The organism is Bryobacter aggregatus MPL3 (genome assembly GCF_000702445.1).
Taxonomy (GTDB): domain Bacteria; phylum Acidobacteriota; class Terriglobia; order Bryobacterales; family Bryobacteraceae; genus Bryobacter; species Bryobacter aggregatus.
In genome coordinates this window covers 3,375,527-3,389,618 of record NZ_JNIF01000003.1, presented here as the reverse complement: position 1 = coordinate 3,389,618, position 14,092 = coordinate 3,375,527, and the positions used below count along the sequence as shown (strand labels likewise).

The following is a 14,092-nucleotide window of genomic DNA, read 5'->3' as shown; positions in this document are numbered from 1 at the left end:
ATTTACTCTGGTTCGGGACGATCCGACAACCACGGCACTTCCGTCAGGAAGTCCACTTGCACACAGCGGGTGCCAAAGCGATCGGTTCCATCCTCATCCGCTTCTGCCACTCGCACCTGAAAGCCCGGCACCAATTCGAACATCTCATCGGAATCCGGATCTCCCCTCTCGATAGTTCCCACCACATAGAACCACCCTCCATAGAGGTGCTTCCCGGAGGGCAACTTCTTGGCATAGAAGCTCTCGCACTCTTTCCGCAGGTCCACACCAAGGCTCTCGAGCAGCGTTCGAGCCTCAGCAGGATAGGCCTGGGGCCGCACGAGACCGAAGTTATAGCAGAAATCGCAGTCACAGCCAGCGGCCGCACCTTGCTCAATCTGCTCGTAAACCAGCTTCGTGGCCTCGGCGTCAACTTCCAACGTCCAGGGGCCAACTGTAACATTTAGCATCCGCAGTCAGCGTAACAGATCGCTTCTGGCAGCCGCGCCGCGTCTCGATCGCAGTCAGCTAAAATGCGCCGTACATGAAGCCGCTTCATGATGCTGACCCCGGCTTGATCGCAACCACGCTTGCAGCAAAAAAAAGCATCTCGCCCTACTCCTCGGCAGACTGCGCTTCTCCCGCATGCTGCCGGATCTCATTTCCGATCCATTGCGAAATCGCGAGCCCCGGAGCTTTCAGAAACTGCAATTCCTGTAGCACACGGCCGATTCCAGTAATGAGGAGCTCTCCCGTCTTCGTCGGCCGGCCTTCTCGAAATCCATCATAAATTCCCTTCCAGAGCGCCGGCCGCTCGAGCGAATCCGCAATCGCTGTGACGATGGCCAGACAAGTGCCGGAGTTCTCGCACGCCATGCTGTTGACAATCAACACCAGCGCCGCCGCGGGATCATCAGCAGAATTGAGCAACTGCTGGTAGGCGATGCCCGGGCTCGAGCTCTGCTGCCCATGCGCCCTTTTGCGAGCGCGGCCTCGATCGCAGTGCGAATCGAGTCGAGAACCGCAAACTCAAAAGCGGTCTGCCGCGTTCCCCAATGCACTGGCATTTCGAGAATGAATGGATCGCAGGAGGGTGGGGGGGCACCCGGGAGAATTTCGCGTCCTGCCGCTTGAGTCCCGCAAGGCATCCTGCTCGGCGGCACCGCTTGCAACAAATTTCCGGGAACCGACGAGTACAGGATTCTTGGCCACCCGCGCCGAGATGCTGCACGTCTGCGGCAGGTAGTGAGGAACAAAACCTTCGCCGGAGAGGTTGCCGCTCCGCAGCGACTGTATCGTATGAAAGGCCGTCAAATCGCATCGGCTACCGGAGCAGCAAGGTACGGGACTCGTTGCAGGAATACCCTCGGCTGTCCACCAAAGGCGCTCCAACCCAGACAAGACTCCGGCTTCAGCAAGAAATGTCCCCCGTCCCGCATCTACCACAGCAATCGCATCCGACCATGGGATGAAGCGGCCGACACCCGGCATTTGCCGCTCCAAGCGGCGCTTCCGATGGGCCAGCAGAGATCCAGAATCCAATGGCCTTTTGCGCTCTGTCATCCCTTGTATTCTCAGCCGCTCCCTAACGTCTGCGCTTTTCGATATCCTACGCACCATGCACCGCCTCGCAACCCTGTTGGCCCTGACCGCCAGCTTCCTCCTCGCGCAGCCCCAGCCGCAGCCGATTTTCTCGCCTGTCGTCCACGCGAACAAGACCGTCACCTTCAATCTCCGCGCCCCCAACGCAACCAAAGTTGACGTTGCCCTCGAAGGCAACAAGCCCATCTCCATGACCAAGGATGAGAAGGGCATCTGGTCGGCAACCAGCGACACTCTTCGTCCGGATATCTATGGCTATAGCTTTCGGGTCGACGGCATCTCCACCGTCGATCCAATCAATGGCGACATGAAATCGAACGCGCTGAACCCTTCAAACATGTTCCTCATCCCTGGCGATACGCCGGAACCCTGGGAACTCACCGACATCCCACACGGCACCGTCCATCATCACTTCTTCAACTCCAAGGTGGCAGCAGAAAATCGCGACTTCTTCGTCTACACGCCCCCCAACTACGACGCCTCCAAACGCTATCCGCTGCTCGTCCTGCTCCATGGCTATAGCGATCTGGCCGACGGCTGGACGACGGTGGGCAAGGCGAATCTCATCTTTGACCGTCTCATTTCGAATGGCAAGAAGCCTTTCATCGCGGTAATGCCGCTCGGCTATGGAATGTCGGTGAAGGAGCTAAAAGCTGGCGCAGTCCGCAGCGGCGGCAACTTCGTCAAAAATACGCAAGGTTTCGAGACGAGCCTCATGAATGAAGTGCTGCCCATCGCGGAGAAGCAGTACAAGGTCAGTGACAAGGCGAATGAACGGGCAATTGCCGGCCTTTCGATGGGCGGTGCGGAGACTTTATTTGTGGGCCTGCGCCACATTGACCGCTTCGCCTGGATCGGCGCCATGAGCAGCGCCCCGCAGCTTTTCGGCAAGCCGGAGGAGGCCTTCCCGACTCTAAGTGACAAGGACAACGCCCGGATCAAGCTCCTCTGGATCGCCTGCGGCACCAGCGACGGGTTGCTGAAGAACAATCAGGCTTTCGTCGAATGGCTGAAGACAAAGAACATCACCAACAAGTATGTGGAGACGGAAGGAGCGCATACCTGGCTCGTGTGGCGGCGCTATCTGACGGACTTTATGAATCAGGTGCAGTTCTAAAAACGCGCGGGAACCGACTCCCAAGTGATTGGGTTCCGCATCATGATCTGATCTTTCACCGAGAAGGATAGGTTCCGTCTCAATCAGCTTTAGAGACTTGACTCTCTTCTCGGTGAGGGATTGCCCTGCACCGATACCGCGTACGAGTCCTGGCAACGATGCAGCACAGAGAGCAACAGCACGGCTGTTCCGAGCATCAGTAGCTGTCGCAGATTCATCAGCACTCTGAAAGATCTGTTGCGCACTGCCCCCGATCAGATCGTGAGAGACGCCACTGAATCCATCAGATAGAAAGATGGCTTCCGCGGACATTTGTTTGTGCCGCTGCGGCGAACTAGATGCTTACGCCGCGCGAAGGTCCATCGGATCATGACCTGACTTCAGCGTTTCCGCCACCTCCTCACGCCCATCTCTCATCTTGCGTGCGCCATGAATGAGATGCGCTCCTGGTCGCAAAGAGCAGCTAGAATAAGTGCGAAAGTTCGACCTCCATATGAAAAGCTCCATCCCGATGGAATCTGCCTCCGCATGCATCGACGAGAAGATCAAGCAGCTTGGGGACTGGCGTGGGAAGACGCTCGCAAAAGTACGCGCAATCATACACAAGGCAGACCCTGAGATCGTCGAAGAGTGGAAGTGGATGGGAACTCCCGTCTGGTCTCACGGCGGCATCGTCTGCACGGGAGAGACTTACAAGAAGGTGGTCAAGCTGACATTTGCCAAGGGAGCCGCATTGGAGGACCCTTCCGGCCTATTCAACTCCAGCCTTGAAGGCAATGTCAGGCGCGCCATTGACGTCCACGAAAACGGCCAGATCCATGAGGCGGCCTTGCAGGATCTCATCCGCGCAGCGGTGGCGCTCAATCTCAAGAGTCAGCCAAAGCGAGCGAGTCGCAAGCGGGCCGACTGAGTCATGATAGTTGACTTGCTAAAGTTGTGGTCATGGCGGAGCGTTCTACGGAGCAGGTACGCGAATCGCTCGATTCTCTTTATCGCACGGATTCGGGATGCATCCTGGCCACTCTGATCCGTTTGCTCGGTGATTTTGATCTTGCCGAGGAAGCGATGCACGAAGCCTTTGCGGCTGCGTTGTGCCAGTGGCCGAGGGATGGAGTCCCCGATCACCCACGGCCCTGGCTGATTTCAACAGCCCGCTTCAAAGCCATTGATACATTGCGTCGACGGGCTCGTCTTGTGGCGTCTCAAGACGAGTTCGTGCGGCATCTCGAAGCGCAATGGAGTGCGGCGGAAGAGTCCAAGGAAGAGAGCAGCATTGCGGATGATCGGCTCCGCCTGATCTTTACCTGCTGTCATCCCTCTCTACCGCCAGAAGCGCATGTTGCGCTCACTTTACGTGAGGTATGCGGGCTGACAACTGAGGAGATTGCGAAGGCCTTCCTCATCACGCCGCGTACGCTGGCTCAGCGCATTGTCCGCGCCAAAGCAAAGATTCGAGACACGCCGATTCGCTACGAGGTGCCGTCACCGCAGGAATTGCCACAACGGCTGGACGCGGTCCTTCAAGTTATCTATCTCGTCTTTAACGAGGGTTATTCAGCGGCGGCGGGGACGGAGCTCACGCGAGCCGAACTCAGCAGGGAGGCGATTCGGCTGGGGCGCTTGCTGAGCACACTTCTGCCCGAGCCCGAAGTCCTTGGGCTGCTTTCCCTGATGTTGCTCCAGGACTCCCGTCGCGCCGCGAGAACATCGCCGGACGGAAAGCTGATTTTGCTGGAGAACCAGGATCGCTCGCTCTGGAACCAGGAACAGATCGCCGAAGGAGTGGCACTGGTGGAGAGAGCTCTGGTGTCCCACCACTTCGGCGCCTACACACTGCAGGCTGCAATTGCCGCTGTTCATGCAGAGGCGGAATCGGCCGCGGGGACCGATTGGCGGCAGATTGTTGCGCTTTACAACCGGCTGTTACAAATTCAACCTTCGCCGGTTGTCGAACTCAATCGCGCCGTAGCCATTACAATGCGGGATGGCCCAGCGGCCGGTCTGGCGCTGATCGACGCAGTGTTGGCACGTGGCGAATTGGCAGATTATTATCTGGCGCATGCAGCGCGTGCCGATGTGTGCCGCAGGCTCGGCAGCACAACGGAGGCCCGGTCCTCTTATCAGAAGGCACTCGCGCTCACCCAACAGAAACCAGAGCGGACCTTCCTCGAAGAGCGGCTTCGGCAGTTGTACTAAAAAAATAATAGAGTCGCTGTCGATTCTCGGTCTCCCGAACGACTATCTGATAGCAGAACGATTGAGGGAGAGGGAATCCAGATATGAAATACATCTGTTTGGGGTATATCGAGCCGGGCAAGCTCGAGAGCATGTCGGAGAGCGAGCGCAACGCCGCGATGGACGAGTGTTTTACCTACGACGACGAACTGCGGAAGAAGGGACACTTTGCCGCTGGCGAAGCGCTTCAGCCCCCCAGCACGGCGATGACCGTGTATTGGAAGAACGGCAAGGTTGCTGTGACAGACGGTCCGTACGCGGAAACAAAGGAGCAATTGGGTGGGATTCTAGTGATTGAGGCACGAGATCTGAATCACGCCATTCAGCTCATTTCCCAACATCCGGGAGTGAAGTGTGGACCGTTTGAAATCCGTCCCGCGGCGGATCTGAACGAGATGATTCAGGCAAGCGAGCAGCGCCGGCGTCAGGACACGCCACAGTAGGGCGATATCCATGGCAAAGGTTCGCGTCGCGGGATTTAGTGTTTCTTTGGACGGGTTCAGCTCAGGGATGGAGCAGAGCCTGGAGGATCCGCTGGGCAAGCGTGGTCCAGAGATCTTTCAGTGGTATTTTCATACCCGGTCATTCCGCGCCATGCATGGGCAGGAAGGCGGATCGGTCGATGGGGACGAGATATTCGCACAGCAGGCCATGGAAAACTTTGGCGCTTTCATCCTTGGCCGCAACATGTTTGGTCCGGTCCGTGGCCCATGGCAGGACAATTCGTGGAAGGGATGGTGGGGCGCCAATCCGCCCTACCATGCACCGACTTTTGTGCTGACACACTACGAGCGTGAGCCGCTCGTAATGGAGGGCGGGACAACCTTCTACTTTGTCACTGGCGGAATTGAAGAGGCGTTGCGGCTCGCGAAGCAAGCAGCAGGAGACAAGGACGTCAAAATCGGAGGCGGTGTTTCCACCGTGCGGCAGTATCTGCAGGCTGGACTGATTGATTCGCTCCACTTTGCACTGGCCCCGGTCGCCCTCGGTCAAGGGGAGGCACTGTTCCCCGGAATTGACCTGCCGGCACTGGGGTTCTCTGTCACCGAGCACCAAGCCACGGAACACGCGACGCATGTTGTGCTTACGAGAAGATAGAGGGGCGTGGAGTAGTAAGCACCAGGGAGAGCGCCTCACCATTCACGCTACGAAACCGACTGCAGAATAAGAAGAGCAGCAAGGCTCGGATGTGCCACACAGTAAGTTGTACGACCGCGGAAGAACGCTTGAAAAAAATACCCGGCTTAGGCGCTTTCTGGGCCGCGATATCTATCAACGCTAGGGCGCCCCCTTCGGCCTCCGCGGCTATGGCTAGTTGGGAATGACCGCTTTGATATACTTCGCAAGGTTCGGGACCCCCAGCGGCTTCGCTATGGCTAGTTGGGAATGACCGCTTCGATATACTTTTGGACAACTCCATGCCAGCACGTGAGCGGCTATGGCTAGTTGGGAATGACCGCTTCGATATACTCCCTTCGCCCGCTTCTGCCGGTGTCACCCTGCTATGGCTAGTTGGGAATGACCGCTTCGATATACTATGCCGAGCAGACTGCGCCTGCTCCATCTGGCTATGGCTAGTTGGGAATGACCGCTTCGATATACTTTATGTTCCCAATACTTCTGTGTTCGGCATGCTATGGCTAGTTGGGAATGACCGCTTCGATATACTAGAGGGTTGTGATTACCAGGATCAAATCTGGCTATGGCTAGTTGGGAATGACCGCTTCGATATACTTGGAATGCCGTAAAGCGGTTGGCGAAAAGCGCTATGGCTAGTTGGGAATGACCGCTTCGATATACTCGCGACTGGGCGAGGAGTCCACGCGTCCGGCTATGGCTAGTTGGGAATGACCGCTTCGATATACTAATGCTGCGAATGGTGCCAATGTCAGAGTGCTATGGCTAGTTGGGAATGACCGCTTCGATATACTTGCAACCGAGCAACACTTAGCCCTCAATCGGCTATGGCTAGTTGGGAATGACCGCTTCGATATACTCAAACACACCAACAATACCGTGAAATTAGCGGAAGATCAGCGGACACAATGATGGGAAACGGCGCTTAGGGGAAGAGGCGAAGGGAGGGCGTAGCCCGACTGGAGCCGAAGCCCCTAAGCGCCCCGAGCGGGTCCTTACGGTGATAGATTTGGAATCTTCCAAAACACCAAAATCACCCCGAAAGGACACACTCATGAGCGACAACCAGAAGCTTATCAAAGCGCGCATTGGACTGCTCCAACTCGCCCAGGAACTGGGCAACATCAAGGCCGCCTGCCAGCGAGCCGGCATCAGCCGCAGCCACTTCTACGAGATCAAGGAAGCCTACGAGAAGCACGGAGCCGACGGGCTTGAGCCGAGGCAACGCCGGACGCCTCGGATGCCGAATCAGACTCCGCCCGAGCTTGAAAAGCAGATCCTCGAGATGACGGCGCAGTATCCGACCTACAGTTACATCCGCATTGCCGACCAGCTTCGTTTGGTCGGCATCGGTGTCTCTGCCCCCGCCGTCCGAGGGGTCTGGGTACGGCACGGCATCACTCTCCGGCTCCAGCGCCTGCTCTGGCTGGACAAGAAGACCGCCACCGAAGGCGGCGTGCTGACGGAGCAAGCCAAGCGGCTCCTGCAGAAGCATCAGGGCCGAAACGTTGACCCGGAACAACATATCGCTGCACCGCATTCTGGCTATCTGCTTTGCCAGGACACTTACTTTGTAGGCACGATCAAAGGCGTCGGCAAGGTCTACATGCAGACGGTCATTGACGCACACTGCTCGCAAGCCTTCGCCAAGGTCTATCTCAGCAAGATGCCGATCACTGCGGCAGACACACTGAATGATCGAGTCATCCCCTTCTATGACGATGAGAAGGTGGGGATCGAGCGGTTGCTCACCGACAATGGCCGCGAGTACTGTGGACTCGAAGCTCGTCATCCCTTCGAGATCTATCTGGCGATTAACCAGATCCGCCACAAGAGAACGCAGATCGCTTCCCCTCAATCCAACGGCTTCTGTGAGCGCTTCCATCGCACGATCAAGGAGGAGTTTTACAGCATCAAGTTCCGGCAAAAGATCTATCAGTCTGTGGCTGAATTACAAGATGATCTGGACGCCTATCTGAGCTTCTACAATCGCCAGCGACCCCATCATGGATATCGGACTCAAGGCCGAACGCCATACCAGGCTTTCCTCGATGGGAAAATCGCCCAGGCGCAACCTATGGCAGCATGAAGTAACCGAATCTCAACCGAGGCCCGTAAGCCCTCGTGTCCGGAGATCTTCAGCTAAATACAAATACCGGCTACAACGGCTATGGCTAGTTGGGAATGACCGCTTCGATATACTGAAGCTGACGTTCGAGGCGAACTCTTCTATGCTATGGCTAGTTGGGAATGACCGCTTCGATATACTTCGTCGAAGGGCGAGAAATGACGTATGCAGCTATGGCTAGTTGGGAATGACCGCTTCGATATACTTACGTCGTCGATAGGAACTAGATCTCCTTGGCTATGGCTAGTTGGGAATGACCGCTTCGATATACTGTTGCAATCTTACTATCAGCGTCAAAGCTGCTATGGCTAGTTGGGAATGACCGCTTCGATATACTCATTTGTTCGTACTACCTCCCCGCCAGAAAGCTATGGCTAGTTGGGAATGACCGCTTCGATATACTCTTAGAACACCAATCAACAGAGAACTCGAAGCTATGGCTAGTTGGGAATGACCGCTTCGATATACTTCAGGGATGATGCAGAACGAGCCATTGGCGCTATGGCTAGTTGGGAATGACCGCTTCGATATACTGGTCCGAAGCGATGGGTCTTCTGGCTACGGCTATGGCTAGTTGGGAATGACCGCTTCGATATACTACCGAGGAGAACAGGGTAACGTCTCCCCGCGCTATGGCTAGTTGGGAATGACCGCTTCGATATACTGCATGACAGTTCGCCATCTTCGCGCGATACGCTATGGCTAGTTGGGAATGACCGCTTCGATATACTACGCCCACGGCGCGATATCCGCGTACTCATGCTATGGCTAGTTGGGAATGACCGCTTCGATATACTTCTCCCTTTGTGGAGAACCTTCTCCGGTGAGCTATGGCTAGTTGGGAATGACCGCTTCGATATACTAGGTGCCCTGCAAATGATTCATTTTGCAGGGCTTTCCCGTCCCGGAACCCAATTTTGGAGCTGCTGAGGCATGAGTGCGGCGATCGGCCGGCTCAAAATAAGGAGATTTGCATCGGTGGGTCTTCTCGTTTCTCGCGCTGACGACCGCTATAAATTTCCATTTTTCCGAACTGATGGTCTGTGATTCCAAGAATCCTCACTTGTCCTTTGGGCGGAAGGGCCGAAACAATCGTGGTGCGCAGCGAGGCAGCAGCCTCCTCACTAGCCAAGTGCTTCGCATAAACAGAGAACTGTAACATCGTAAATCCCTTATCCAAAAGTTTCTTCCGAAACTGTGCGTAGTGACGACGATGCTCTTTCGATTCCACAGGCAAGTCGAAGAGAGCAAAGAGCCACATGGATTTATAGGCCGAGAGCGGCACTGCTCAAGGCTCCTCATCCGTCGAGAGAGGCGAATCAAGCCCAATTACGAACTTCGATTCCCTTGCCAGGATGACTCGAGCTAGGCTTTGAGCCATCCTCGCAAGGATGTCAAACAGCGTTCGCCCCTCTCCCTCAGAGTAGAATCGATCCGTCAGGATCGAAAGCAACTCATGCTTTGTCTTCGGCACGAGTTGGAGCGAAAGATCACTGTTCGATAGAATGCGAAGCACTTGCGCATCAATGATGGGACGAAAGGGCTCCATCAGGTCGTCGGCAAGTGGATAGGCATTTAGTTTGTTCGCATGATGCAGTCCAAAGGTGGGGTGTAAACCAGCCGCAGCAATGGCTCGGGCAGTAGAGGCCCGAAGTACGGCATAGCCGTAGTTTAAAAGCGCGTTACGCGGGTCTTCAGGGTTCGCTCGCACAAATTGCTTGTCGCTGAAGAGCTTTGACCAGTATCGCCGGGAGGCCTGAGCTTCTACGTTTCCAGGATCACCGCTCAAAACCCGGGGAACCATTGCACTCAAGCCATGGTCTTTTCCAGTCGCTCCGGCCAACACAGTCGACTGGTGCTCGATCTTCTTGCGGACGATTTGCTGCCATAAACGTTTCTTCTTTGGAACTGTGAAAGCAGCCTGTTTTACGAATCGTTCCGCCTGATACCAGTGACTTTCGATTGGCATCGTCATGGCAACAGGCATAAACCTGTCATTGCAGACCACAAGGATCCCTCCAGCCTCTGCAAGACGTGCGATTGCGGACTGAGAAAAGGTCACTTGAGAATGCGCTACCACCAAAGCAGCAATTTCCTCAAAGGGAACTGAATGGCAAGCTTTACCATTCAGTTCCACCTCGAGCGTTGCTCCTCGTGCATGAAGATAGGCTGCGGAATTTGAGAAGTCGAGAATTCGATTAGTCATTCGCATAGGTCCAGGTTCCGATGGGTGCAATATTGACCTTGCGCCCCTTAGCCTTCAGGAAGGCCGCCGCGGTGGGTCTCTCTCGCTCTTGTTCGGACTTGATTCGTGCATCAGTAAGCCGGCACAAATCGAGGCGCCCTTTCTGATCCGTGGTGACGCCACGAACCAACCAGAATCCCAGCGTTTGCCCATTTCTACCGTATTGAACGATATCCCCCGCACTCAGTGAAAACAAGAAGCGGCGATTCAGTCCGTGATCTCTTTTCACAATGGGCTCGGCTCGTCGCTTCCTCTGATTCGCCTCCAGATACGAAACTACTGACGCCTCATAGCCGGTCTCTTTGCAATCATCATCGAGAATCGCAATCATCTCCATATGATGATTGCCTCCCAGATTCACATAACGCTTGGCCGCACCTGTTCCCAGGGCCACAGCGGAAACTGAGGTCTGCCGCACACGTACAGTTCGAATGGGCACGCCACTCCTCATTCGAGGGACATCGTGCTCTAAGCGCTTGGCATCTCTCCCGACTTCAAGGAACTTTTCCCGCACACACTCCCGAATCACCGGATCCACGATTTTTCCGATGTCAGCTTCCGACTCAAGGTTGAAGACTGGCTTGCGCAGATGAAACACGGCTTTGCCGTTATGGATTTGCGGCCGGCTATAGATCGTGTCTCCGTGGAGTGCCGCACTAAGCTTCCGCTTCGGCCGATGACTAACGGGTGTTTGCTCGTGGATCTTCTGATTTAGGTCGTCTCGGAATCCCGGCCACGGATCCGCCAGCAAGGCACTTCTCAGCGGTCGACGATGCAGTGTCTTTGCACTCGCATCACTCAGAGCCTTGATCCATTTCGAACTACAAAGCGCGATCGCGACCGCATCCACCGCATGATGGCGATGATCGTCGCGTGACTTCTCAGGAACGACATTCAGAACCCGATTCATATCCCACACGCGGCGGAGAGCGGATGTCACTTTCCCAGCGCAGGAGAGCACTCGCATTCCAGTCTCATCACTCTTGCCGCCATAGAGGCGGGCCAGATATTTCGCCGCCAGTTTTGAGGCGTACTTGGTGTCGTTCAATTGCCGCTCCGTAAAATCTTTGAGCAACTCTGCGGCGTCCGTCTCCGTCATCAGGAAGCGCCTCAGCTTTGCAGTCCGAGCAAATCGGGCGAAGCGCCCTTTCATTTCGGGCCAATCCTCTCGCCCGCAAAACGCCTCTACTGGAGTCCGGTTTCCTTTGATTCGGTTGTACTCCACATGCGCAAGGGTCCGATTTGCGCGACTATCGTCGAGACATCGAGAGTATGGAATGATGTGCTCCACTTCAAACTGCTGCTCCACAAAGAGCGAGTGGAAGGAAATTGCCTTACCTGAGTACGGACATTCACGTCGGCATTCTTCCCAGAGCAGAAACTTCTCCACCTCCCATCGCGATGGGTTTGGAATTCCATTCTCTATGAGTGCGGCGTACGCCTTCTTTCGTGCCAGTTCATTCTGTCTAATCTCTTTTGTCATCGCAGCCCGGTCCCCCTTCGATCGACGCAGGTCCCGGGCAAGTTCAATGTGAATCTCGTCCGGCTTTCCGAAGTGACGGATATAGGCATTCACACACTTGCGCATCTCAGAGAGGCTGCGCAAGACAGCTGGGTTGCGAATCTCCCGGAAGACATCCTTGACCTGAGGTAAGAACGATTCCACCTGACAATTGTCGGTTTCCGGGTAGAGCTGATGCTTGGCAGCAGCAAAGGTGAGCCCTTCTTCCAGAAGCGGCAAGAGGCGATTGATGGCTCGTAACGAGATTGAGGCGTACTCGGAAGGCAGTTTCAAACTCAAAAGCTTGTCGATCTCGTCGTCGCTGACATCCCAATGGTTCCTGAGAGCTAAGGCCCGATCATCAAGGGACTCCACACTTTCGAGCCGCTTGAGGACATCCACAAGGCGATCCCTTGAGGCCTGGTCCAATCCGGTCCAAAGAGCAGGGCAGACTCCATAAATAAGCGATGCGGTGAGATTCCCAGGAATCTTTGTTTCGCCGCCCTCTTCGATGGAGAATTTAAAAGTTTTGGGAACTCCGAGCATCTTTCGAATCTCAGTAAAACTGAGCTTTGCACACTGGCCTAGCTTTTCAATAATCGCCTGCCGCTCATCAGCTGAGATCTCCCTTGAAACCGCTCCGGGCCCTGCCAGTCGAAGATTATTCAAGGCCGTCAGAAATCGATAGCGCTGAACCGAGAGCAGATACATCGGGGCTCGTTGCTCTTTTTCCTCAAGGTCACAATGGCCAATCAAATGGGATTGATCTTTGAGCGGGCGTTGAAAGAAGAGTGCCCGGAAGAGAGTGGCCTGTCGAACTGCCGTTAGCTCTTCAGGATGGTGGTTCTGCTGAGCTGCCCACAAATGCTGAAACTCCTGGACGTACATGTCACGGTATGTGTAGCGTCCACGGATTTTCTGCTCTTCCGGATCAAGGGAGGCAAAGTATTCACCAAGCGTCCTCTTGCCAGAACTGGAAACTTCCTCACGGAGAGAATCAATGCCGGCATAGACTTTGCCCATATCGTCATCTTTCTTCGGTGCCAGTTTTCGATTAGAAAGAAAGCCGCGTCGTTGGGCGAGATGATAAATGGCGCGTCCAAGTTCCGTGAGACTCAGCTTCTCGTCCAGACCACGAGCCCGAAGGAAATAAGGGAGGTTGTGATGTTGTCCGTACCGATTCGCCAGTTCGAGATCAAGTGCATTGAGCGCGTCCTGAATGTTGGGACCGGAAACGTCAGGAAGCCAATCGTACGAGCGAAGTAGATGGAAGACCTTCTTGATTCGGCGCTTCCGGCGCTCGGTCTGCCTACGTTGCCCGCGAGCTTCGCGGCGTACAGTGGCATTGGAGACTTCCTTTCCGTTCTCCCAGTCTTTTTCGCTTCCCGTCATCCCTTCTGAAAAGATACGAACACTGGAATGGCAGATTTCCCCAAATCGTGTTTCGATCAATGCAAGGCCGACAGAGGCAACACCTAAATCAATGCCGAGGACATAGTAGCCTTCGGGCTTCCGGATGAACATGGGCAGGCTCATAATATGATTGATATCTTATGCTTGACTTTTCCAATAATCTAGTATAAATTAACTTTCAAGTATATCGAAGCGGTCATTGTCCAACTTGTTTTAGTAAGCGGACTTTGTCCGACGCAAGGCTACGCTAGCAATAGCATCCTTTGCAAAACGCCCCGAACGTGGGGCGTTTTCTATTTCTATTGAGGTCCGCTGAATATAGAGGATGCCCAGGAATCTTCATCGCGAACAAATCCGGGCCTGCGGAGATGTAGCTGCATCCGCAATATTCAGCAAGCGTCAATAGATCGTTTGTCTACGACCGCTTCCATCGCCCGATGGCCTTTTGATCTATAGGCTGTCACTAACTTTTGAGATTCTGAAGGGCTCGTCTTCCCCGACATTCGAAAGCGATACCAGACCGACCGAAGTGATAAAGAGCGAGCGTTTCCAGTGCCCTGCCTGACATTGATGTGAAATTAGCTGAAGATCATCGACCACTTCGATCATCCGAACACTGCGCGCGGCCCGAGGGATATTGAGGAGCCTGTTTCGTGCAGAGAGATCAAGTAACTTGTATTTAGCTGAAGATCTCCGGACACGAGGGCTTACGGGCCTCGGTTGAGATTCGGTTAC

General features: G+C 54.9%; 11 protein-coding genes and 2 CRISPR repeat arrays. Of the genes, 6 read left to right on the top strand and 5 right to left on the bottom strand.

Annotation, left to right across the window (positions count from 1 at the left end):
* Nucleotides 1–2: 2 nt before the first annotated feature.
* A complete protein-coding gene (locus M017_RS27810; protein WP_155121437.1) occupies nt 3–449 on the bottom strand; it encodes a hypothetical protein in 447 nt (148 codons plus the stop codon).
* 145 nt (nt 450–594) lie between these two features.
* Nucleotides 595–909 (bottom strand): hypothetical protein, encoded by a 315-nt coding sequence (locus M017_RS0115745; protein WP_031499087.1) that lies wholly within the window; start codon nt 907–909, stop codon nt 595–597.
* 688 nt (nt 910–1,597) lie between these two features.
* Between M017_RS0115745 and M017_RS0115740 the strand changes: the two genes are divergently transcribed.
* From M017_RS0115740 to M017_RS0115715, 6 genes are all read left to right on the top strand, one after another.
* Nucleotides 1,598–2,698, top strand: a complete 1,101-nt coding sequence (locus tag M017_RS0115740; protein WP_035957835.1) for an esterase — start codon at nt 1,598–1,600, stop codon at nt 2,696–2,698.
* 493 nt (nt 2,699–3,191) lie between these two features.
* Nucleotides 3,192–3,608 carry a DUF1801 domain-containing protein gene (locus tag M017_RS0115735; protein ID WP_031499085.1) on the top strand — a complete coding sequence of 139 codons (417 nt, stop codon included), beginning with the start codon at nt 3,192–3,194 and terminating at the stop codon, nt 3,606–3,608.
* Nucleotides 3,609–3,640: 32 nt separating this feature from the next.
* Nucleotides 3,641–4,894: an RNA polymerase sigma factor gene (locus tag M017_RS0115730; protein WP_031499084.1), complete on the top strand. Its 1,254-nt coding sequence runs from the start codon at nt 3,641–3,643 to the stop codon at nt 4,892–4,894.
* Between the two features lie 83 nt (nt 4,895–4,977).
* Entirely contained in the window at nt 4,978–5,376 is a 399-nt protein-coding gene (locus tag M017_RS0115725) for a YciI family protein (protein WP_031499083.1), read from the top strand.
* A gap of 10 nt (nt 5,377–5,386) precedes the next feature.
* Nucleotides 5,387–6,031 carry a dihydrofolate reductase family protein gene (locus M017_RS0115720; RefSeq protein ID WP_031499082.1) on the top strand — a complete coding sequence of 215 codons (645 nt, stop codon included), beginning with the start codon at nt 5,387–5,389 and terminating at the stop codon, nt 6,029–6,031.
* A gap of 206 nt (nt 6,032–6,237) precedes the next feature.
* Nucleotides 6,238–6,930: a CRISPR direct-repeat array (repeat unit 36 nt; unit sequence GCTATGGCTAGTTGGGAATGACCGCTTCGATATACT).
* A gap of 194 nt (nt 6,931–7,124) precedes the next feature.
* Entirely contained in the window at nt 7,125–8,159 is a 1,035-nt protein-coding gene (locus tag M017_RS0115715; RefSeq protein WP_031495428.1) for an IS481 family transposase, read from the top strand.
* Between the two features lie 77 nt (nt 8,160–8,236).
* Nucleotides 8,237–9,061: direct repeats of the CRISPR family, unit length 36 nt; unit sequence GCTATGGCTAGTTGGGAATGACCGCTTCGATATACT.
* A 92-nt stretch (nt 9,062–9,153) separates the two neighbouring features.
* Here the strand turns inward: M017_RS0115715 and cas2 are convergent.
* The 3 genes from cas2 to cas9 are packed head-to-tail and all read right to left on the bottom strand — an operon-like array spanning nt 9,154 to nt 13,480.
* Nucleotides 9,154–9,483, bottom strand: coding sequence for a CRISPR-associated endonuclease Cas2 (cas2, locus tag M017_RS0115710; RefSeq protein WP_202901661.1), 330 nt, complete (start codon nt 9,481–9,483; stop codon nt 9,154–9,156).
* Nucleotides 9,484–9,486: 3 nt separating this feature from the next.
* Entirely contained in the window at nt 9,487–10,404 is a 918-nt protein-coding gene (cas1, locus tag M017_RS26755) for a type II CRISPR-associated endonuclease Cas1 (protein WP_162179946.1), read from the bottom strand.
* Complete coding sequence (cas9, locus tag M017_RS0115700; RefSeq protein ID WP_031499079.1) at nt 10,397–13,480, bottom strand: type II CRISPR RNA-guided endonuclease Cas9; 3,084 nt, start codon at nt 13,478–13,480, stop codon at nt 10,397–10,399. Before cas9 ends, cas1 begins: the two co-directional genes overlap by 8 nt.
* Nucleotides 13,481–14,092: the final 612 nt, after the last annotated feature.